Below are 21,101 nucleotides of genomic sequence, written 5' to 3' on the forward strand. Positions count from 1 at the left end.
ATGGTAAAACAGATTGAAATGATGAAGAAGTCCTATTTTACCAATATCATAGACACATCAATTAAAGAACGTTGCTTTATTATAGTCGATGAAGGTGCAAACCTATGTCCTACACAGGGATTACCTAAAAAACAACGTGATGTATTATTTTTGTGCCAGGAGATGTTGTCCGAAGTCGCAAGAATCGGAGGTGGTTTAGGGTTTCGACTCATATTTTGCACTCAATATCCTACTTCTGATACCTTACCAAGACAAATTAAACAAAACTCTGATGCGAAGCTAGGTTTTCGATTATCAACACTCGTTGCTTCACAAGTTGCATTAGATGAACCAGGCCTGGAGGATCTGCCATCTCTGCCAGGAAGAGCATTATTTAAGACGGATCGTACGGAAGAAATCCAGGTACCTTTTTTAAAGGATACAGATATGTGGGAGTTACTAAAGCAATTCAAGGTGGTGAAGCAAAATGAGGCACCAGAAGCTCAAACAGAGAGCGAGACAAATAGAGATTTTATCGAGTTTAAGTAAGTTGGAATTTGCAACCAGAAGGCAATTGCAAGCAATCCACTGTCTAGGGAGTATTCGAAATGCCAATCGTGTATTAAAGGATCTACGGCAATATTGCCATGTTACCTCGCACAACCGGGAGTATGTTTATTATCTAAACAAGAAAGGTCTTGCTTTATTAGGGTTAAATCCAGATGAACGAAAAAAGAAATACCAACTTGAACATATACTTTTAAGAAATGAAGCTTGGATGTGGCTTGGATTTCCTGACTGGAAAACAGAGCAAGTTATAAAATTTAGATACAAAAATCAAGAAAAAATAATTGTACCAGATGCTTATTATTTAATAGATCAAGTACCACACTTCGTTGAAATTGATAGGCTGCAACACATGAAGAATAATGAAGAAAAAATACAGTATTATAGTCTAATTACAAAACTATATAAAAAACAAAATGATGTCATACCAAATATTTTATTTTTTACAATATCAGACTATCGTGAACAAAAGTTAGAGAGTTATGGAATGAAATATAATGTGTATGTTCGTACATTTCTATTAAAAGAAGTTTTATAAAGTTAAAAAGCACAAGGTGAACTCTACTCCTTGTGCTTTTTACATGTCCCAAAAATCAGTTATTTTGGCACTCCTGTCAACTTTTTTAATTGCTCGAAAGATTTTTTGGATGACTGGGAAGCTTGGAGTGTGAGATTTATTATTACATAACCTCGAAATTGTATTACGACTAACACCGGTTGCTTCTTCTAATTCCTGCTGCTCTATTCCATTTTGATCTAACCATTTTCCTAGATTTGTACGATTTTTCTTGTTTCCTTTCATGAAAGTGCCTTCCTTTCTTTAATCCTATGTAACTGTTATTTTTGACACTTTCAATGAAGTTTATACGTATTCACCATGGATGGTGCATATGTATTTCCGGTGGTGCATACAATAAAAATAGATGAAAAGAATTATAGATTTTTTGTAATTATTTTGTGGAATATAGCATACATAATAATAGCTACAAGATGCGGATACACTAAAATATAATTGCATCTTGTTGCAAAGGATATTCCTAAAAAAAAAGAAGCTCGTACCCCTTCATTTAAAAGGGGTGAGAGCTTTTTTATAGTTTAATTGAATGGCTATAAAAATTAAGTGGGAAAATTTTGACTATCGAAATTTAGTATTGATTGTCGTTTGTTATTTCTTATAAGGTTTCACGACAGTTATCACATACATTTTTAGAATCAGCATGACGACTTTGATGATATTTTTCACATTCATCTTCATATTTTTTTTTACATTCATCCAAATATTCTTTATCAGTTACAACTTCAATTATTTCATCAATTGTCTTTGATAGTTCCAAAGAATATCTGATTTCTATACCATGTTTTTGAGCCATGTTAAGTAAGTCAGGGTGCATTTTAAAAGGTGCTCTATCTTTATCTTCGCTAAAGTCTGCTTTATTATCTGTCACAAAATATAAAATTGCATCTTTTTCTTCTTTTAATTTATCAATTAAGCTTTGAAATAAGAGAGCATCCCCCATACTGTTTTTGTTTTTATGAAATGGAGCCATGCTTTGTAAAGCCATATCAGTGGCTGCTAATTTTATTTCATCATTGGTATTTATTGGTGCGCCCAAATCTAAAATTTGATCAATTAGTGAAATAGTTCCCTCGTTTACGTATTCAATTTGCTCCGTTATAACCGACTCAGCTTCTGTAATTAATGTATCTAGTTGCATTTTCTTCTCATTGTCTGTAATCATAATATCTCTGAATTTTTTTGTCTTTTTAAACATGTCGTTAAATTCGTTTCTTTTATTAATTATAAGTTTCTCTCTTTTATTTTTATCCCATTCTTTTCTTAACTGCTCTGGAATTAATAAAATAGCATCTTTTTGTTCATTAAGATCAGCCAATTTAGCGAAAAGATCAAAACTACCTTTATCAGCATTATTAATCCAAACACAAGTATCTAAGAACATATATATGTTTTTGTCCCTAAGTACTACATGTCCACTAAGTAATGAATGCTCACTCTCTATAGGCTCCATTCTTTTTTTGTTCCTTTTCGAAAAGTCATTAGGTTGAAACGACCTATAATTTGCATTATCTAGTGTCAGATCTACTAATATATCGATGATATCCATAACTTTCTTTTTGTTCATTTTACCTACCCCCTTTGTGTAGTATATATAGTTTTATTGTACAGTTAACTATTACTTTAGTGAAATTTTAGTAAATATTAACACTATATATAATTTCACGTACCATATAAATATTTTTTATAAAAGGATTGTATAAACCTAAAAAAAGGGTTTATAATAAGAACAAACGTTCTGTTTTTGGAGGGAAAACGATGTTTGATTACTCAAAATGCATGAATCGAATGATTTTCTGCATAGATCTTTGTTCATTTTTTGCTAGTTGTGCGTGTGTCATGAGGGGGTTAGATCCATTGAGAGTAAAATTGGCTGTTGTTGGGGATGTAAACAGAAAAGGGTCAATTGTGCTTGCTGCCACTCCCGAACTGAAAAAAATGGGCATTACTACAGCAACAAGATTATATGAAATCCAAAAAGATCCGAACATTATTATTGTGAATGCAACAATGAAAAGATTCGTTGAAATTTCAAATCAAATTACTGAAATCTATACAAAATATGTAGCGCTTGAAGATCTACACGTTTACTCAATAGATGAGTGCTTTCTAGACATGCAACAAACAGCGCATCTTTTCGGACGTGATCCAATTGTAATTGCTAAAAGAATTCAAAAAGAGATATATGATACAACGGGTATAACTGCATCTATTGGAATTGCACCTAACTTATTTCTTTCAAAGGTGGCTCTAGATGTAGAAAGTAAATATTCAAATTCTAGAATTGCCATGTGGTCATACGAAGATGTTTCAAAAAAGTTATGGGAAGTTAAGCCTCTTCGCAAAGTATGGGGAATTGGAAAGGCTACGGAAGAGGCATTGCACAGCATGGGGCTATTTTCCTTGAAGGATGTTGCAAAAACACCTAAAGAGCATCTAATAAAGCGGTTTGGAAAAGTTAAAGGTGAAGAGTTATATCGCTTTTCTTATGGTATAGATGAGAGCCGGATTGCAAATAAATATATTCCTAAAAGTACCTCTATAACAAAAGGACAAATCTTATTAGAGGATTGCTTCAGCCCAAATAAATTAAAATTACTTCTTCTAGAACAAATTGAAGAAACTTGTTTTCGTTTAAGATCTATGGATAAATGCTGTCGTACGATTGAGCTTTCTATAGGCTATAGTAAATACATCGGTGGAGGTTTTAAACGAGCGATTACCTTAGATCAGCCGACATGTTTAACGGAAGATGTCTATGCTGCTTGTTTAAGCTTATTAAAAAAGTTTCACTCGGGTCATCCAGTGCGTCAAATACACATCACACTAAAGAATTTGACCAGGGACGATGCAATTCAAATGTCATTGTTCGAAGATACTTCCCAAAAAGATACTAAAAGGAAATTAGCAAAGACAATGGACGGAATCCGGCATAGATATGGTAAAAATTCAATTATGCGTGGAATTAGCTATATTAAAGGGGCTACACAAAGAGAAAGAAACGGAAAAATAGGTGGACATAAAGCATAAGGAGGAATATAGATCATGATTGATAGAGGTATGATGCGATGGGTTCCATTTTCAGCCATAAAAGAACAATTTGAAGGATTAAATGAAATGTATGAAAAACAAAACGAAGTACCGATGCCTATTTTAGATGAACAAAAACTAGATCTTATAAATGATATTGTGTGTTGTGCAATGGCTGAAAATAAGCAAGTAAGTATTTCATACCAAAAAGAGAACAAGGTATATTCCGAAGTGGGTTATATTCATTACTACGATATGGTCTGTAATGAATTAAGATTTAGGAACCAATATGATAATGTATTATATATAAAAATTAATCATGTTACAGATATCAAATATACATAACGCTTAAAAAATTATGGGATGGGGGAATTATGATGAAAAGTCAAAAAGAGCTTATCTATCATTTTAGAGAGTTTGGGGATTTTGAGTATATCTGTTTGGAGAAAAAAGGCTTGGGGTTCCCAGAATTAGAAAAAGTAATGTTGAAATATCACATGTATAAGTCTGATGAGAATTTAGAATTTAAAGAGTGTTGGATACATCGTGAATTTGTGGATGGAGAAGAATTAAGAACAGTTCAAATTATATATGAAGATAGTAAAATTAATAGGGTTGTTCGTTTATGGGGATCTAAGAGAAATAAAGATGGAAAAGTTCTTGCAATGACCATGGATTTTTTAAATATAGATACAAAAGAACTTGAATGTGAGATAGATATATTAAATAAAGTTGGAGATAATTAAATATTCATACGCACATTTAGGGGTACAGCCGAGATACGTGTAAAAATAGTTCATATCCTTACTTTTATTTCCAGATGTAATTTATGGAGCTTATAAATTATCGTTTCATCTATTACGACTTAAAATGAACGAATATATTATATTTTTAACGAAATTCACTTATTATAGAAGTGTTACTGCGGACTAGATGTCACTAGGCCTTTGACAAATGAATCGTACTGTTTAAAATCTTACATAACAAACACAAAGACCCGAAGGCCGCTGTGTTTGTTTATTTTCTAGATTCGATGTCTATCTCTACTTTACCTTCAACGTATTCGGGGCCCCCACCGATATTTTTAGGATCGGTCTCTACAACGCCTTTAACGTGTTCGGAGTTTTTATTGACAGATGTTTTCTTTTCCATGTTCATCAATCTCCTTTATATATAGTACGTGCATAATATATAGTATATGCAAAAAGGGTATATAACTATCCTAGCAGAAAGAACTAGGGCACCAGGATTAAATTACCCTTGCTAAAAAAGAGGGTAAAATATTTTTTGGTAAAAAATGTATCACTATAACCTATTTTTACCCGTATCTCGGCTGTATCCCTAGGTGAAAGCAATGGAGAATAAAGAACCTAAACAAAAATACGATCTTAGTAAAATATGCGCATACAAAGAATTCCCTGATAAAATTTATCAGGACCTAAATTATAAAAATCCTTATAAATAAAGAAGAGCACATATTATACATGACTAATATGTGCTCTTCTTTTATTCCATTAAAGCGCCCGATTGCTGAAGAACGAATATTAAACCTTTGTACCAAATAGCCTTGATATATATTTATGATACGGCTTTCCGTAACTACTTCAACTGAGGTTTTCTCAAGGCGATAAATTTCAACCATCTATACAAATAGAGTTTTATGTCTTCCACTAAACATAAAATTATATAGATAAAAAGATTTATTACTGAATAATAAAAGTAAATTCACTTAAGCAAAATAATCATTTATTTATATAAAGATTTGTCATTTTAGTCTTAGGTAATTTGAGTTTAATCTAATTATAAAACTTGACTCATCTTCCTCATGTTCACTTAGTACAGTTAAATCAAAGGAGAATCCATATAATTGATTAAAAATAGTGCTTATCTTATCCAAATCAATTAAAAGTCTACTAGAAAAATCTTTGTATATTAGCAATAAATCTATATCATTTGGATTTCTTTTCTCATTGATTATTGATCCAAATAAATACACATTTTCAAATGACTCAAACAATTCTATATGATATATGATTTTCTGAATGACACTATCTTTTTTGTTTAATGCTATTAATGTATCCATAAAATTCATCCATTGTTAGTAACGTAACTTTCATTTCTTTTGCTAGTTCGTATGCTTCTGCTGAAATACAACTCTCACCATTCCAATTATGTAAGTTTAAAACCACACATTTTTCCTCTGGGGATAGTTGTAGTAATTTAACTTTACTTAAGCAATACTCATAAATAAAAACTATCTTTACACCATTTACTGTAATTTCTTTTAGATTGTTTATATTCAAAAAATTAAAATTTAACCCTCTTGACTTTATAGCTTTTAGAGCATAATTTAAGCTTTCAAATCGAACATTCACTTTCCTAAAACAATTGTTATCATAATACATTTGTCTTAACCTAGGGGTATCGTTAAGATAAATTTTTTCAGAAGTACTGTCTTTTTTAACCTGTATATATGGATTATCGACACCTAAGACAATAGATTCAAATTCTCCCTTATTCTGCAATACTGCTATTAAACTCTCAATAGACTCTACAGATGGTATAAAGTCTTCCTTTAAAGGTTCTATTCCAAACAAGGAGTTAATCTCAGCCGGAAATAATACATGTCTTATTTTTTCTTTACTTAATCGAGTAGCTTCGAACTCATCAATATGAAGCATAAATTTTTGTACTATTGCTAAATTTGAGTAGCTTTCATTAAAATGATTTTGAATCAACTTAGTATTATGTTTTAAAATACTTCTTAGTATTCTATTGTTTGATAAAATCTTTCCCTCAGAAATATCCCATAATTCCCTTTTAGTCTCTAAATAATAGTTTTCAAAAATTGCTTGATTATGTAATAACAATGGAACTACTTCACTTTTTAAATCCTCAAATGTATCATACTCTTTACTAAAAAAATGCTCAAACTCATCCTTACGTATTCGCTTCCATTTTTTAACATCATCTACACTGAATGCACCGTTTTTATCAAAGTTTGTATGACAATTTGGACATAAAATAATTAAATTTTCATACGAGTTGTCTTTAGTATCACAATACGGAATTATATGTGCTTTTTCCATTATGTCGCCACTTTCTTTGAACAATTCTACTTTACATTCTGGATTCATACATCTCCCCATAGATTCAGCATATATCCTTCTTTCAACGTTAGTATTTATATTTCTGCCCATCCCTTTCATCTCCTTCAAAATCATCACTTTAGTCCCTCTTACTATGACTGTATTAAAGAGGCACGTTACTCTAACTAAGCGTTCTATACTTAATAATTTCTGAAAGCTTTAAAATATTAACTAATATATAATTTAAGATTTGCATATCTACTATTATAAGCACATGCAATAAAGCCTCACTTACTTATGATACGGTTCAGTATGATTAATATTAAACTGTTTATAAAATAAGTACAATTAATTCTTCAATAATCTGGCTCTTTAGTTGAATAAAGGAGGGAACAGTGTTCCCTCAGATTTTTTTATAAACGTCTGCATAAGCCACTTTCAATTGTTCTCTTAGTTGCTTGTTTTCACCCTCCAGCTTCTTAATGCGGCGCTGTAAGGAGGCGATGATGGCATCTTTGTTGCTGTCATTTATCTCACGCTTGATTTGTTTCTCTTATGATTGCTCATGTATTCTATTCTTTTATGAAATCTATACTTCTATTAGTGATTATTTTAGATTTTAGGAAGCCTGTTTTTTACAAGAACGAATTTTTTTATAGCGACCATGTTTTACAACATGACGAACGTCTAATTCTTTATAACCCTTATTTTGGATAGTTTCTAAAACATCTTTATATGCTCTGATTCCTTTGATTGATTCTGTGTTATAATGGAGTTACAATTGGTAACTTTAGATAAGGTATTTGTCAATAGAATCACCTTGCTATAGTTAATGATGTAGGAGAAAAAGTCCTGACTATCTGGCGGTGGTAAGGGCTTTTTCTTGTTTACTATTTACGGGTTAGTCTGTTCATACCATTACGTGTTACTAACCAAACTTTCCCGCTTTTTCTTGCTTCATTCTCATAGAACTTTCCTCGGTTGCACCACTTATTAACAGTGTTTTCCGCAAGTCCCCAAATTTTTTCAGCTTCTCTTGTTGTATAAACGGAAAATAGAGCTTCCTCTAATTCTCCATTTTTAATTTCATCCATTATTTTCTGTAGATCCCTCCTTTGTTTTCTTATATTTATTATAATATCCATTCGTCTTGTTTTCAAGACAGGAACTGAAATATTAATCATTATTTAATCGACATGTTTTCGACATATGAAAAAGCATCTAAATTAAATTAGATGCGAATATGCTTTAAAAAGACATTTTTTTGTCTTTTTCCTAGTGAAAATTCAAAAAACTGAATCATTATCCTATTTATTAAATTCATCATGTATTTTTTTAGGATTTGATTTTTAAAGGACTATAGAAGAGCATGTATACTTTAAGTTATTTTAAATTTGATATACTAAAAGAAAAAATTAGGATGATAAGGTTATGCCAACAAAAGAGTTCCAGAACACAGTACAGCATTTTTCTTCTTTCTTATTAGATAAAGGAAGAAAACCTTCTACAATTAAACGCTATGCCTATGATATTGAAGATTTTGGTCAGTGGTTGCAAGAATCTGAAAAGTTACCACTACACAATATATGGACGAAACTTAATACAGAGGATTATGAAGAGTATTTTAATGATTTAAAGAAACAACGAAATTACTCAGATAAAACGTTACATCGTGTTTATATTGTTCTAAGTAGACTTTATCAATATTTAGACCTACCTAATCCAATAGAAGATATGAATTTTGTAATTCAGCCTAATCGTGCTTTACGTGATGAAGACTTTATTTCTAAAGCGGAAGAAAAAAGGTTAAAGTATATTTTAACCTCATTAGAAGGATTAACAGAAAAACAATGCTCTGTTCGCCCTTTACTTATGGAACGTAACATTGCTGTTGTGCATTTACTCATTAATAATGGATTGTCCTTACAAGAACTTGTAGGTTTACAGATGAAGCACGTCCATTTTGAAAAAAATACGATCTTAGTACCAGGAATAGTGGGTATAGAGAGAACGGTTCTTTTAACTGAAGATGATAAAAAGATATTATTTAACTATTATAAAACTATTCCTGAACCTGTTCGTCCCAAATATCATAGCAATGATCCTCTATTCGTTGCATTTGATTTTACTCGAAAAACTTATCATTGGTCATATGAAAACGATGCTCCAAAAGGCTTAACAGAAATTGCTGTTCAAAAAATGATTCGACTTGAAGTTGAAAGAGCGAATTTAAGAAAAGGAATTTCAGCACAACATCTACGGAATACATTCATCTTAGGGCTAATCGAAAATGAAGTCTTAGAGGGAGAAATTATAAAACAGGTAGGTTTTAAATCTAAGCTTTCGTTAAAAAGATATTATGATTACATCGATAAATAATAAAGGAGGAAGATTATTTGAAGAAGAATAAAAGACAAAATTCATATTATATAAGAGAATATACTTTGCGGGATAAAAGTATAAAATCCATTAAAGTTGAACCCTGGCGTTCGTTTAAAGAGGAAATGAAGGTGCTTGGTATTAATGACAGTAACATTTTTCAAATTCAACTGATTGAAAAGCGATTGTGAATTAAAAACCTTGATAATATCAAATAACCATAAAAAGAAGAGTCTTTGATTATTAGGACTCTTTTTTATGGTCTAATTGCAAATTTTTAGTGATTTTGAATAAATAACTTTAAATTAATATCTACACTAATTCAGATTAATATGTAGGAGTAATCAATCGAGAATAAAGAATCCGTATGAGAAAGTATTTTCCTTTCCGTTACATTCGTTTAGATATAAATCTTCTTTAACCATTTTAGTTATTCTGCATTTGTTTAGTTTAATAGATTTCGTAACAATCAATTTTTTCGTTGTCTTTGCTGGATTTTACTAATCGTTTTACAAAGTTTGTATCAGATAATGATTGAATTACATCTAATAATTCTTCTTTTACGTTATCCCCGTCTCCTAGATAGTAAAGACCATGAATTTTATTGTTTATGTTATCACATTTTTGTAAGATGTTTTTGAAGTCTTTTAATGTTACTTGTTTTAATGCTTTAGTTCTTAAATTGTTATAAACGCCTTTATCCCTTAATTGTTTTGCGTTTCCTATGTTGAATCTTCCTGTAAAGTTATATTTGATTCCTGTTATTTCATCTTTTGAATGGGATTGACCTAAATAAACAAATACGCTTTTTGGTTTTGCTCTCATTTGCGGTACATGTTCTTTAGGAAAGTTTATATGGTTAACGTGAAGTGATTCGTTAGAAACTTCTACAAAACCGTTTTTATTTAGTTTAACTTTGTTTGAAACTGATTCTATTGTGTCATTTGAGAAGAAATCAATATCTGGTAAATCCATGTTGAAACCTATTTCTTTTAAAGAATGATAAGCGATTTCGAACGTTTCGAATAACGAAAATACGTCTTTCCAGTCAAAAGGTGTTCTGTTTTTACAATAGTGAGCAAATAAATATTGAAAATCAACTTTTGTCTCGTAATTAGGCTTAAATTGTTCACCATTCAATATCTTATCAATTATAAGACTAGCGTTTAACATTTGTTCTGTTAAGTAGTTGTTTGAAGTTGTTTTTCCCATACTAATTTGTAAAATGTTAAATAATTCACCGTAAAATCTACCGTAGTTGTAATTTAAAATTATCCATGCATCTTCAAAATCCATGTTTATAGAACCTAAAAGCCTTAATGTATCAATGGGAATATTGAAGTGTTCATGAATGTAGACAACTGGGACTGATTCACCTTTATATGGAATGAAATAATTGTTTGATTTGTTGTTTGCTTGTAAGCGTGCATTTGCCCATCTACAATTTTCAGGTGAATAATCACCGTTAAAATTTATTCTATCTAATGTTAATGATTCGTCATGACCATTTTCTATTGCCCACTTGTAAAAAGGTTCGAAAGTTTGCCATTCTTTACATAATTCTATACCTCTAGCCCCATAACGTTCTGATCCAGTATCTGAAGTTCTTCTTTTAATACCATCCCATATACTATAAAGACGTTGTCTTTCTTGTTTTAATTTTTTTAATTGTAGTATTTTTTCTTCTAATTCTCTTTGTTCTTCCCATGACAATTCATTTTGATTGATAGACATTTTTTATTTCAGCCCTTTCACGAATTTTTGGTGTGAGTGTAATTTCTAAGCTTGTCTTTGTCTCCATTGATAAGGGATCGGTGATAGTTGAGTATCTTACTTAAACGGACGTATTCAGTACTATGTACAACACAAACAGCCCAGTAAGTAAATTTCATTTTCAGAAATATTCTAACTGGGCAATGACATAATTCCCAAAATTTTATTTTGCTAAATTCCCAGTAAAAACCCATCCGTTTAATTCTTCACCTAGCGAATTTGTATACATTATGAATGACCAATTTCGTTTTTTTTCAATTATAATTACAGCCTTGTTACAGGGGATAGTATCAATTGCACCAGAAATACGTTGCTGTGAACGAAAAACAGGTGTTTCTCGATTAGTAACTCGAACCTTATTTACAGTAGAAAGAGCAATACCAAAATCTTTTTCAAGAGTACTCTTTACTTGTTTTGCATTTTCTTCAGGCTTATTAGTTGTAAATTCTGAAACATGAAGAACATTTTCTTTGATTATATCTTGTATAGCGGGTTCTACACCTAAACTGAAGAAGTATACCATAACATATATAAGTAGAAGAGCAAATGGCGCTTTTTCTTTTAGTTTAGCTGGAGTATCAAAAACCTTAGTAGCCCAATCGTCTAAAATCAATCGAATGTTGTTGGGATTAGTTTGTTCTTGTAATGCTATGGCTTCATGTTCAATTTCTGTTTGTACCTCTTCTAATTCAAAGTATGGTTGAATTTCTTCAAGGTCAATTGTGGAAATTTCCTCTAAACGTGATGAAGGTATTTCCATTGTACGAAGTGTATCTAATAAAACCTCCGAGTATGAGAGTGAGTTTATGGAGTCCGAGAGTTTACTGTAATTATTGATTGCACCTTGCAATCTCTGAAGTTGATTTGAATAAGCTGGTAGGATCTTTTCCCATTTAATTGAATTGTACGTATTTAAATTAGTAAGTGTACCTGTGGTTGAAATTACTTTATTGTAATTATCAATTGTATCCTGCAACTTTTGAAATTGATTTGAATAAGCTGATAAGACTTTTCCCCATTTAATTGAATTGTAGTTATCTAAATTAACAAGTGTACCTGTGATGGATGCTGCTTTATTGTAATTATTAATTGTATCCTGCAACTTTTGAAATTGATTTGAATAAGCTGGTAGAATCTTTTCCCATTTAATTGAACTATACGTATCTAAATTAGCAAGTGTACCTGCGTTTGAAATTACTTTATTGTAATTATTGATTGCAATTTGGAATTTTTGAAAATCTGATTTTTTCACAGTTATTGTTCTCCCCATTCCATTTAATATAAATATATTATCTTATATGTAACTTAAATTAGATACGAAATGTATCAAGTACATTATCTTTTTCTTCCTTATTAATTCCGATGTACCCTAGTGTAATTTGTGGTGTACTATGATTCAATATTTCTTGTAACATAGCAATATCTTTTGTTTGCTTGTAAAACCAATATCCAAATGTTTTACGCATCGTATGAGTACCTAAGGATTCTACCCCGGCAAAATCTCCGGCTTTTTGTAACTGTCTATAGGCTTGAATTTTACTAATAGGTTTATCTCCTTTTCGAGAAGGAAATAACCAGGTACTTTTTAGATCTTCAGCGTATGGAAGTACTTCCTCAAAAATGGATGTAATATTTATGATACGCTCCTTTTTTGTCTTTCCTTCTTTCACTTTAAATTCTTTCCGTTTTTTTCGCTTCAGTTTTAAAATTTCACTCGTTTCCATTTTAAGTAAATCACTTACACGCAATCCTGTATTGATTCCAATTAGGAATAAAATGTAATCTCGATCTGAGCAATGACGTTTAAGAGACCATTTCATGTCTTCGAGCTGTTCTTTACTTCGAATTGGTTGTACATCGATTAAATGTTGTTTCTTATCCATCTGTTTTTCAATCCCTTTATTTTCAATGATTTGAATGTATACTTTTTTGTCTATTTTTATAATATCAATGAAATTAGTTCGAAGTCAATGTTTAAGCGGAAACGAAAGTAAACTTTTGGCTAAAAGTTTACATTGGAGTTTTGAATCATTTATATCTAATTTTGTAATAAATTTCTCAATATAGATATACTTGTTAATTATGGTTCTAATATTCAAAATTAACAAAAAATAAATTATAATAAAAATATGATGGTTATCCTTTTGTTTACTCCTTGTGCTAAGGATAAGATCCTGTTCCCGGATCTTATCCTTTTATTTTTGATTTTAGATACAAAAAAGGAATCCTTAATAGCTTAAGGATTCTGCAACAGGAACTAACAGGTATATAACAATAAAAAGAATTACTCTTATTATAATTTAAACATACAACAAAAACATTGTGAAAATTTAACATAAATTGGTTCTCCTAATATTCCAGGAGAATATTTACAACATATATCTCCACTTGAATGGGAACATATTACGTTGACAGGTGATTATGTTTGGAACTTAAATGAAAAAACAAATTTTAATAATCTAAGACCATTACGAGAGAAAAATTATATAAAAAGTAGTAAAATAAATAGCCTGTTCCTTAGCGTACAAGGTACAGGTTAATTTGTATCTAAAATGAGTCTAAACGTACAATTTTCTTTTTTGGATATGGTGACCCCTTGATGGCCATGTGAAACCCTCCTAAAGTGAGTTATCTTTTAATAAGTGGAAGTTTAGATTATTAAAATGTTATAATTTAACAAAATAAACTTTGGAGGAATTAATTTGAATACATCAATGTCTACAATGAAAATACGTCATATAATTGGATGGATTCTATTAAGTAGTATTAGTCTAGAACTTCTTTCACGTGCATCCCTTTTCAATAATATTGCTCCTTGGATTAAACAAGAAGTTATATTGGTTAGCGCTATTTATTTGATTCCAATCTTATGGTTTTATAACAAATGTAAAAAACAAAAGATATACTTTTATTCTAGCTTTTTTTCAAAGCCTTCTGTATTCCCTATTAAAACGATGATTGCAGCTGTCATTATGCCATTCTTTTTAGTTATAGGTATAGTATTACTTTTATTAGCAATTGCAATGAGTTTTAATATATTGGAAGGTACAGCTGAAGCAACGGTATTAGAATCGAAAAGTGGTCTTCAATTGTTGGTAAGTAGTATTATAATCGCTGTAATAGCACCAATAGCTGAAGAGATTATATTTCGTGGATATTTATTCAACAGATTAAGCTTCAGATTAGGAATTAAAAAAGCAATTATCATAAGTTCTATTGTATTTGGAATTTTACATTTACAAAACATATTTGGAGCTACTATTTTGGGTATTAGTATGTGTGTATTGTATATAAAAACGAAGAGTCTTATAGTGCCAATTATTGTCCATATGGTATCTAATATTTTTGTAGTATTTAAAGATATTTCATTATTTATGAGTCCTTCTGAATCATCTACATCTTCAACAGCAGACTTAGATTTATCTATAGGTTTTATTGGTGCATTCTTATTCATTGGAATTGGATTACTATGGTTTATTCCTTTTATAAAACGCAATTGGAAATATTGTATTGAAAAAGGGATTCCTAGTTTTACATATGAATCCAATATAAAAAATAATGAGAAAAAATCTTTATAGTTAAGAAAATAAGAAGTACCACTACCTGTCTATCGAGCTAAGCTTCTAAATTATTCATAAAGTGAAAACTACGTTATTCTCTTTATGATTGTACAGAAGAATGGCGTTTTTTTTCGTTATGGGGGGTACTTCAACATCTTAGCTTAATAGCGGTGGGGTATCGCCAGCATTTTGGAAAAAACCATGCTAAGCCAAAAATAAAATAAGCCGTCCATATGGACGGCTTATTTACATAATTCTCGAAAACGGTAGTCAATAAATCTTTAAAAATATCTTTTATTCATCTCTATTAAAAATTTTTTTGTGATGGGAAACCCAGAACTTTCTCCGATAACTGAATCAATTCCACAATGAGGGCATTCTGCTGTATCTTCTTCCTTTTCCCACCACTCTGTTATTTCTTTAGGACTAAATACTTTTAAGCAGTGGAAACAACCACATATACTATCCTTTTCTAAGAGTTTTCTATTACGAGAACAAAAACGATGTGCTTCCTCAAAATATTTTTCCATTGGTATCCCTCTTTTCGTAATTCTTTTCGGTGTTTTATCTAGATTCTCCTTTGTATATTCCATACATTGATAGTTAACATAACGTCTCATTATTGGTAGCAAGGAAAAAGGGGAGTCCTTACTCTCAGAAGGAATCCCCTTTTTTATTTTCTATAAATCTATTCGTCTTTTTATGCATTTCTATTATGACGCGGTTTTCGGGTTCTCGTTTGTTACTGGATTAGCCGAAAAACTGTATAAAATCTTGCATGTTCTTAGCGTGGTTTTTTTCCAAAATGCTGGCGATACCTCTAATAATAATATGGTTACTCCTGCAAATGTTTAGACTTCTCTGTAGCAAATTTATTATGTAAAAAGGTTTCAAGTTTACTAAAATCTGTAGAAGAATACAATAAGCTCATACCATTAATGAATTCATGTTCCACCCGTTTTTCTCCTTCATGAGGAGCACAATAATGTGAACCATTATACAATTGGAACATATTCCACGGAACTGCATCTGTAACCACGAATTTACTTCGAAGTTTTGGACAAAGTCCTATATTTTGTCCTCCCTGAACAGGAAAAGCAAAATTTTTATAAAGTTCAGCCGTTTCAGTTGAGTAGTTATCTACTTTAGTAGAGAAATAGCTTACACCATCAATAAAATCGTTTTGCCGAATAAATTGTAATAGCAGTTGCGGGATAATATATTCTGGCTTGAAGGTATCCTTAGTGTTTTTGACACGTATAGAACATGCAGCCATCAAAGGCCAAATTATAATGTAAGAAATAACTTCATTTGGTTCATTTAATTCATCAGCTAATAAACGTTTTTTCATAATTGTACCGTGATCATTAAACTTCTTAATTAACTTATCTATAAAAACTATAGGCGGTTTAGAAAGATCTAAATAATTTATTTTATTTGATACAAATAATGAAGTTTGAATGGTATTTAAATCGGGTTTGTTAAGTTCTTCCCAGCACGTTAACGGTGTACTTCCTAAATAGACACAAGGTAATCCCGGAATACTATATCTATTTGTACTAACTATTCCTCGAAGTTCTAACGGAATATGAAACATTTCTTTACTTGTAAATACGTGATCGGTGCCTACACGCATCTTATAAAATTTTTCATCCTCAGAGCTTGGAAGTTTAATCATGCTTATAAAATGATTCGGAAGGGATACGTTATTATATAAACCCTTGTGTAATTCTTTAAAAGCCTCTGATGGAAACCCTTTATAATATTCCTGTATTGAATCAATAATCTTCATACATAAATTCCTTACATGATCCAAATCCTTATTATTAATTACGTTATATTCTGAAGGAATAGAGAAATGAATCTTCTCTAACATTGAGACATAATTATTAAAAATCTCTTGAAGATATGCTTTGAAATCATCTTCGTCTGGTCTTGTTAGAGGCAATTTTCCAACTTGAGAAAATAAATCAATAATCGGTAATAATTCTAAAATCCATCTTCTTAAATAGATAATTCTTTTGGGATCTTTAAATAAATCAACCGATAATGGCTGATAATTTCCAGCAGGCATTATCGGTTGTCTAACACTTTGAGGTACCTTAATAAAATTAGGTTTTTTGTCCAATTTCATATATAGGTTATATGCTATATTTGCCTGTTTATCACTAACTATTGTACCTTCTTTTATATTTGAAAGCTGGATTGTTTCATTTATTATCTCTTTACTTAACTTTAGGATTTTAATCACATCACTTTCTCATTACAATAAGAATTTCAATCAATGTTAAAACTTCTTTTATTTTTTATTGTCCTAATGGGGTACAGCCGAGATACATGTAATTTTGAGTCATAGGCTTACTTTTATTTCCAAACATAAGCAAATCGGGGTTTTCTCTAATATTTTGAACTTATTATCATACACCCTTATCATACAATTGAAACGAAGTGTTTTCAGTAACTAACCAATGGATGATTAGGGTGTACCCATAATAGACAAATTCTTTAATAAAAATAAACGAAACGATATTTATAAGCTTAATAAATTGCATCTGGAAATAGAAGTAAGCCTGTGAACTATTTTTACACGTATCTCGGTCGAACCCCTATTATGGTTTATATGGTGAATCTTTTTTTGATAGATGACATTTTATTTTATTTATTATTATCAACTGCTAATAAGTGAAAATTAATTAACGCTTGGTCTACACTATCAATAAGTTCATATATTAATTTAGAGTTCTCTATAATTGCATGAAATACTTCAAAATCCATTACTTCTTTATATTCTGATGATAAAAAATTTTGAGTTGTAAGAAGATGAAAGTGATCCTGACGGGATTTATAAACCTTCTTAAAAGCTGAATGACTTAAAATACGATTGCATATTTTCATTGGTGGAAGACTAGTTAAAAATCCTTCATTTAAGCGCACATACTCAATGGTGCCTTCAAAAGTTTTTCTTTTTGGTTCGGCTTCGAAAAATTCTTGAATCACAATGGCTAATTTATCGTATGCAGAGTATACACGAAGTAATGAACTTAGCAAGAAGTACCTGTAATTCAGTCCTTCAAAATAAAGCCAGTATTTATCTGGATCATTATAGCGGTCTATACTAATGGTATACATATCAAGCATTTGGGCAAGACTTCGAGCAGATTCATGTAATCTGACTGTTACATCAAATAAACGAAAGTATAGTAATTCAATAGGTGGAGCTGAGTATTTAATATTCCAACTAAGTGCTTCTTTTAATCTCGCTTCGTATTTAAATAGAGAATGTATAGATTTCTCTTGGAACAGTGTCACGTCCTTAATATTTACTTTTTTCTGAACCTGAACACTTTTCTTTTTGTATAATTTTTTATTTGCTACGGGTAACTTGAACTGAAAATCATTAACGAATTTTTCTGAAACAATTCGCATACTTTTTTGAAATAAACCGATACAATCCTCAATGCATTTATATAATGAAATACAGTGATGCGATAATGCCAAAACAATGTTAGTTATGTCAGAAATGCTTTTCCCGGCTTCGTAAGATAACTTGTGATCATAACTTTTTCTAGTATCATCAATTTGTTTAAACAGGCCTTTACTCTTCAAGGGGTAGCACCAACAAAACGCGAATTTCGTACGCTAAGCAAAATTTTATAAAGAAAAAGCCGATTTCCTATACGTTAAGAAATTGACTTTTGGGATTTCTATTAAATTAGAATTCTACAATTAGCAAAATAATCATTATTTACCCAATTGTTTATTATAAATATTAATTGAATGTACCTTTTCTGCTAATAAATTACCTATTATTTGCTTTAATACCCTTGGCTCGCGTAGTTCTTTATTATCAAATTTCACTAGCTCATTTATATCAATCCACTTACTATCTAAGATTTCTTCTTCTTCAAGATACAATGAACCACCAGTAACCTCGGCATTAAAATGAAATAGGACAACTTGAGTGTTTGTACTGCTGATAAAATTATATACACCAGTTGTGCTATTAAGTTTTACATCAAAGCCTGTTTCCTCTTTTACTTCCCTGCAAGCTGAATGAAAAATGTCTTCACCATATTCAACACGTCCACTTGGAAAGTTCCACTTCTCAATGGCAGTTGGCTTATTTTCTTTTATTATTAAGACTTTTTCATCTTTAAATACTGATATACTAACTACTAAAACAATCCCATTTTGAGTCATTTTATTTCCTCCAGTATTTTAAACTTATTGAAACACTTTATTTTGAGAAGAAGTTAATTTTATGAACTCATTAACATCGTTAACACATAATTTAATCCCTTTTTCCCAAAAAGTTTCTAATGTGATATCTTCTCCTAAGTGTTTCATTACTAAATCTTCTGCTGACATACTTCCTGAATCACGAAGCAATTTTAAATAGTCTTTTTCAAATTCTTTCCCTTTTTCTTTTGCGTTTGCAAACATACTTAATGCAAATAAGTATCCAAATGTATATGGGAAATTGTAAAAAGGAGATTGTGTAATATAATAATGTGGTGTCCATATCCATGAATAAAGTGAAGCATTATCAAGGGAACCAGCATACCCTATATCTATTGCTTCTTGCATTATTTCATTTAAGCGTGATGATGAAACAATTCCCTTTTTACGTTCCTCATAAAATTTCTTTTCAAACAAAAACCTAGAATGAATATTCATGAAATTCATGACGCTACGCTTTAATTTCTCATCAAGTAAAAACAATTTTTCATTAGTAGATCCTGCTTTTTTCATTGCAGCATCTAAAATAATCATCTCAGAAAATGTTGAAGCAGTTTCGGCAATACTCATTGGATACTGTTTATTTATTCCATTAATAGGTTTCATTGCATAGTTATGAAAGGCATGACCTAACTCATGAACTAATGTTAATAGATTTGTAAACGTACCGTCATATGTCATAAAAACTCTTGATTCCTTCGAAAGTGGAAAACCAGCACAAAAAGCAACAGCTGACTTATTGGAGCGATTTTCTGATTCTATCCAACTTTTATTGAAAGCCTGTTTAGCAAATTGCTCTAGTTCTGTTCCAAACTGACTAAAATGCTCCAATATGAAATCAACAGCATCTTCGTATTCTATTTTTTGATCACTCTTTATAACAGGTGCCCAAAAGTTAAATGATTTCATTTTTTCATGGCCATTCATTTTTGCTTTTTGATTTAAGTAGTTAGAGAAGGGGGTTTTGAATTTATTAACCGCAGACCACATTGCATTTAGCGTTTCTTTTTTCATACGATTTTTCATTAAAGGTTCTTCTATTACATTATCTAAGCCACAATTTTTGTAAACTTGTAATCGAAATCCTGCAATATGATTTAATATTTCCGCAAATAATTCTTCGTTTTCTCTCCACTTATTTTCTAAAGCGGTATGAGATTCTTTACGAACTTCTTTGCTAGGGTGTGAACGTAAATTTATAGCTTGTCCCACTGATAATTCGTTTTGTTGACCATTTATTTGAACTTTAATTCTAATATTGCTCATAAACGAATTATAAAATTGTCCCCAAGCATGATACCCATCTACCATAAGGTCTGACACTAAATCTTGTTCTTCATCTGAAAGTTTCATTTTAGTATCTTTACGCCATTCATTTAGTATGAACTTGTAATTTGCTAAAACATCAGTATTAAGTAAGTCCGCCCACAAAAATTGATTCGTTTTTATTAAAGTATTTTTCACTTTTTTCAATGCAGATTCAAAACGAGTATGTATTGTTGTTATTTTTCCTTTTAATGTTATAGCATGTTGATCCTTAGGATTTTGAGCAAGAAGACAGGTTATAAAAGAATTAGCTTGTGATATATAAATTTGAATGTCTCCTATGTAATCAAGTAAATCTGCAACTTTTTCTGATTCATTTATGTTTCGCGGAGTATTAAAAAAATTCAGTTTGTCTTCAAATTTATTGACCTTAACATCTAAATCTTTTATATGTTCACTTAATTGAGATGATTCACTTCCACCTGGAAATAGATTATCTAAGTTCCAAACTTGTGAATATTTCGTTTCTTCCAATTATTTCTCCCCCTTTAAATTATAATAACCCTACAATAACCGAACGTACATTCTTGATTTTATCATATCCTAGAGTGTTATTTCATTATTTTACTTAAATGCTTTAAGTAC

Annotated in this window: 21 protein-coding genes and 3 pseudogenes; 9 read left to right on the top strand and 15 right to left on the bottom strand. The window is 30.6% G+C overall.

Going from position 1 to position 21,101, the window contains the following annotated elements:
* A pseudogene (locus tag JDS95_RS28040) lies at nucleotides 1-528 on the top strand (FtsK/SpoIIIE domain-containing protein); the annotation flags it as partial.
* Nucleotides 467-1,084 (top strand): replication-relaxation family protein, encoded by a 618-nt coding sequence (locus JDS95_RS28045; RefSeq protein ID WP_199690901.1) that lies wholly within the window; start codon nucleotides 467-469, stop codon nucleotides 1,082-1,084. The pseudogene JDS95_RS28040 and the gene JDS95_RS28045, both read left to right, overlap by 62 nt.
* A gap of 39 nt (nucleotides 1,085-1,123) precedes the next feature.
* On the opposite strand, the gene JDS95_RS28050 is transcribed toward JDS95_RS28045, so the two are convergent.
* Nucleotides 1,124-1,348, bottom strand: coding sequence for a helix-turn-helix domain-containing protein (locus JDS95_RS28050; RefSeq protein WP_199690902.1), 225 nt, complete (start codon nucleotides 1,346-1,348; stop codon nucleotides 1,124-1,126).
* A gap of 370 nt (nucleotides 1,349-1,718) precedes the next feature.
* Nucleotides 1,719-2,687, bottom strand: coding sequence for a PIN domain-containing protein (locus tag JDS95_RS28055; protein ID WP_199690903.1), 969 nt, complete (start codon nucleotides 2,685-2,687; stop codon nucleotides 1,719-1,721).
* Nucleotides 2,688-2,878: 191 nt separating this feature from the next.
* Here JDS95_RS28055 and JDS95_RS28060 point away from each other — a divergent pair, with 191 nt between their 5' ends.
* Genes JDS95_RS28060 through JDS95_RS28070 form a run of 3 tightly spaced genes read left to right on the top strand, consistent with a single transcriptional unit; the run spans nucleotide 2,879 to nucleotide 4,896 of the window.
* A complete protein-coding gene (locus JDS95_RS28060; RefSeq protein ID WP_199690904.1) occupies nucleotides 2,879-4,150 on the top strand; it encodes a Y-family DNA polymerase in 1,272 nt (423 codons plus the stop codon).
* Nucleotides 4,151-4,165: 15 nt separating this feature from the next.
* Nucleotides 4,166-4,495, top strand: coding sequence for a YolD-like family protein (locus JDS95_RS28065; RefSeq protein WP_090978849.1), 330 nt, complete (start codon nucleotides 4,166-4,168; stop codon nucleotides 4,493-4,495).
* Nucleotides 4,496-4,527: 32 nt separating this feature from the next.
* Nucleotides 4,528-4,896 carry a hypothetical protein gene (locus JDS95_RS28070; RefSeq protein WP_199690919.1) on the top strand — a complete coding sequence of 123 codons (369 nt, stop codon included), beginning with the start codon at nucleotides 4,528-4,530 and terminating at the stop codon, nucleotides 4,894-4,896.
* 271 nt (nucleotides 4,897-5,167) lie between these two features.
* On the opposite strand, the gene JDS95_RS31640 is transcribed toward JDS95_RS28070, so the two are convergent.
* The 5 genes and pseudogenes from JDS95_RS31640 to JDS95_RS28085 all read right to left on the bottom strand — a co-directional run bounded on the left by JDS95_RS31640 (nucleotide 5,168) and on the right by JDS95_RS28085 (nucleotide 8,333).
* On the bottom strand, nucleotides 5,168-5,302 hold the full coding sequence (locus JDS95_RS31640) for a hypothetical protein (protein WP_255535859.1): 135 nt from the start codon (nucleotides 5,300-5,302) through the stop codon (nucleotides 5,168-5,170).
* Between the two features lie 613 nt (nucleotides 5,303-5,915).
* Nucleotides 5,916-6,233: a nucleotidyltransferase family protein gene (locus tag JDS95_RS28075; protein ID WP_206773938.1), complete on the bottom strand. Its 318-nt coding sequence runs from the start codon at nucleotides 6,231-6,233 to the stop codon at nucleotides 5,916-5,918.
* A complete protein-coding gene (locus JDS95_RS28080) occupies nucleotides 6,199-7,374 on the bottom strand; it encodes an HNH endonuclease signature motif containing protein (RefSeq protein WP_242474198.1) in 1,176 nt (391 codons plus the stop codon). The genes JDS95_RS28075 and JDS95_RS28080 overlap by 35 nt, the downstream gene beginning before the upstream one ends.
* Nucleotides 7,375-7,642: 268 nt before the next feature.
* Nucleotides 7,643-7,789, bottom strand: a pseudogene (locus JDS95_RS31355) (DUF6262 family protein); the annotation flags it as partial.
* Nucleotides 7,790-8,129: 340 nt separating this feature from the next.
* Complete coding sequence (locus tag JDS95_RS28085) at nucleotides 8,130-8,333, bottom strand: helix-turn-helix domain-containing protein (protein ID WP_016106976.1); 204 nt, start codon at nucleotides 8,331-8,333, stop codon at nucleotides 8,130-8,132.
* A 337-nt stretch (nucleotides 8,334-8,670) separates the two neighbouring features.
* Here JDS95_RS28085 and JDS95_RS28090 point away from each other — a divergent pair, with 337 nt between their 5' ends.
* Both JDS95_RS28090 and JDS95_RS28095 read left to right on the top strand, forming a co-directional pair.
* Nucleotides 8,671-9,618, top strand: coding sequence for a tyrosine-type recombinase/integrase (locus JDS95_RS28090; RefSeq protein WP_199690905.1), 948 nt, complete (start codon nucleotides 8,671-8,673; stop codon nucleotides 9,616-9,618).
* A 17-nt stretch (nucleotides 9,619-9,635) separates the two neighbouring features.
* Nucleotides 9,636-9,809 carry a hypothetical protein gene (locus JDS95_RS28095; protein WP_199690906.1) on the top strand — a complete coding sequence of 58 codons (174 nt, stop codon included), beginning with the start codon at nucleotides 9,636-9,638 and terminating at the stop codon, nucleotides 9,807-9,809.
* Between the two features lie 259 nt (nucleotides 9,810-10,068).
* Here the strand turns inward: JDS95_RS28095 and JDS95_RS28100 are convergent, their stop codons facing one another.
* From JDS95_RS28100 to JDS95_RS28110, 3 genes are all read right to left on the bottom strand, one after another.
* Entirely contained in the window at nucleotides 10,069-11,352 is a 1,284-nt protein-coding gene (locus JDS95_RS28100) for a hypothetical protein (protein WP_242474197.1), read from the bottom strand.
* A gap of 202 nt (nucleotides 11,353-11,554) precedes the next feature.
* Entirely contained in the window at nucleotides 11,555-12,643 is a 1,089-nt protein-coding gene (locus JDS95_RS28105; RefSeq protein WP_206773939.1) for a hypothetical protein, read from the bottom strand.
* 58 nt (nucleotides 12,644-12,701) lie between these two features.
* Entirely contained in the window at nucleotides 12,702-13,274 is a 573-nt protein-coding gene (locus JDS95_RS28110) for a tyrosine-type recombinase/integrase (RefSeq protein ID WP_199690907.1), read from the bottom strand.
* Between the two features lie 468 nt (nucleotides 13,275-13,742).
* Here JDS95_RS28110 and JDS95_RS32045 point away from each other — a divergent pair.
* Both JDS95_RS32045 and JDS95_RS28115 read left to right on the top strand, forming a co-directional pair.
* Nucleotides 13,743-13,931, top strand: a pseudogene (locus JDS95_RS32045) (hypothetical protein); the annotation flags it as partial.
* A gap of 162 nt (nucleotides 13,932-14,093) precedes the next feature.
* Nucleotides 14,094-14,969: a CPBP family intramembrane glutamic endopeptidase gene (locus JDS95_RS28115; RefSeq protein ID WP_199690908.1), complete on the top strand. Its 876-nt coding sequence runs from the start codon at nucleotides 14,094-14,096 to the stop codon at nucleotides 14,967-14,969.
* A 263-nt stretch (nucleotides 14,970-15,232) separates the two neighbouring features.
* Here JDS95_RS28115 and JDS95_RS28120 read toward each other — a convergent pair whose 3' ends face one another.
* The 5 genes from JDS95_RS28120 to JDS95_RS28140 form a co-directional block, all read right to left on the bottom strand.
* The gene (locus JDS95_RS28120) at nucleotides 15,233-15,481 is read right to left on the bottom strand and encodes a cytoplasmic protein (RefSeq protein ID WP_199690909.1); all 249 of its coding nucleotides are present in this window, start codon (nucleotides 15,479-15,481) and stop codon (nucleotides 15,233-15,235) included.
* Nucleotides 15,482-15,786: 305 nt separating this feature from the next.
* On the bottom strand, nucleotides 15,787-17,202 hold the full coding sequence (locus JDS95_RS28125; protein ID WP_199690910.1) for a hypothetical protein: 1,416 nt from the start codon (nucleotides 17,200-17,202) through the stop codon (nucleotides 15,787-15,789).
* A 404-nt stretch (nucleotides 17,203-17,606) separates the two neighbouring features.
* Entirely contained in the window at nucleotides 17,607-18,557 is a 951-nt protein-coding gene (locus JDS95_RS28130) for a hypothetical protein (protein ID WP_199690911.1), read from the bottom strand.
* Nucleotides 18,558-18,692: 135 nt separating this feature from the next.
* Complete coding sequence (locus JDS95_RS28135; protein WP_098773237.1) at nucleotides 18,693-19,151, bottom strand: NUDIX hydrolase; 459 nt, start codon at nucleotides 19,149-19,151, stop codon at nucleotides 18,693-18,695.
* A gap of 24 nt (nucleotides 19,152-19,175) precedes the next feature.
* Nucleotides 19,176-20,990 carry a M3 family oligoendopeptidase gene (locus JDS95_RS28140; RefSeq protein ID WP_199690912.1) on the bottom strand — a complete coding sequence of 605 codons (1,815 nt, stop codon included), beginning with the start codon at nucleotides 20,988-20,990 and terminating at the stop codon, nucleotides 19,176-19,178.
* Nucleotides 20,991-21,101: the final 111 nt, after the last annotated feature.

Origin of the sequence: Bacillus cereus group sp. N24 (genome assembly GCF_016483345.1) — a bacterium.
Lineage (GTDB): Bacteria > Bacillota > Bacilli > Bacillales > Bacillaceae_G > Bacillus_A > Bacillus_A toyonensis.

Bases quoted from the DNA above. Each gene is read 5' to 3' on its own strand.
- JDS95_RS28045 (WP_199690901.1), top strand. From the start codon at position 467: ATGAGGCACCAGAAGCTCAAACAGAGAGCGAGACAAATAGAGATTTTA.
- JDS95_RS28050 (WP_199690902.1), bottom strand. From the start codon at position 1,348: ATGAAAGGAAACAAGAAAAATCGTACAAATCTAGGAAAATGGTTAGAT.
- JDS95_RS28055 (WP_199690903.1), bottom strand. From the start codon at position 2,687: ATGAACAAAAAGAAAGTTATGGATATCATCGATATATTAGTAGATCTG.
- JDS95_RS28060 (WP_199690904.1), top strand. From the start codon at position 2,879: ATGTTTGATTACTCAAAATGCATGAATCGAATGATTTTCTGCATAGAT.
- JDS95_RS28065 (WP_090978849.1), top strand. From the start codon at position 4,166: ATGATTGATAGAGGTATGATGCGATGGGTTCCATTTTCAGCCATAAAA.
- JDS95_RS28070 (WP_199690919.1), top strand. From the start codon at position 4,528: ATGAAAAGTCAAAAAGAGCTTATCTATCATTTTAGAGAGTTTGGGGAT.
- JDS95_RS31640 (WP_255535859.1), bottom strand. From the start codon at position 5,302: ATGGAAAAGAAAACATCTGTCAATAAAAACTCCGAACACGTTAAAGGC.
- JDS95_RS28075 (WP_206773938.1), bottom strand. From the start codon at position 6,233: ATGGATACATTAATAGCATTAAACAAAAAAGATAGTGTCATTCAGAAA.
- JDS95_RS28080 (WP_242474198.1), bottom strand. From the start codon at position 7,374: ATGATTTTGAAGGAGATGAAAGGGATGGGCAGAAATATAAATACTAAC.
- JDS95_RS28085 (WP_016106976.1), bottom strand. From the start codon at position 8,333: ATGGATGAAATTAAAAATGGAGAATTAGAGGAAGCTCTATTTTCCGTT.
- JDS95_RS28090 (WP_199690905.1), top strand. From the start codon at position 8,671: ATGCCAACAAAAGAGTTCCAGAACACAGTACAGCATTTTTCTTCTTTC.
- JDS95_RS28100 (WP_242474197.1), bottom strand. From the start codon at position 11,352: ATGTCTATCAATCAAAATGAATTGTCATGGGAAGAACAAAGAGAATTA.
- JDS95_RS28110 (WP_199690907.1), bottom strand. From the start codon at position 13,274: ATGGATAAGAAACAACATTTAATCGATGTACAACCAATTCGAAGTAAA.
- JDS95_RS28120 (WP_199690909.1), bottom strand. From the start codon at position 15,481: ATGGAAAAATATTTTGAGGAAGCACATCGTTTTTGTTCTCGTAATAGA.
- JDS95_RS28135 (WP_098773237.1), bottom strand. From the start codon at position 19,151: ATGACTCAAAATGGGATTGTTTTAGTAGTTAGTATATCAGTATTTAAA.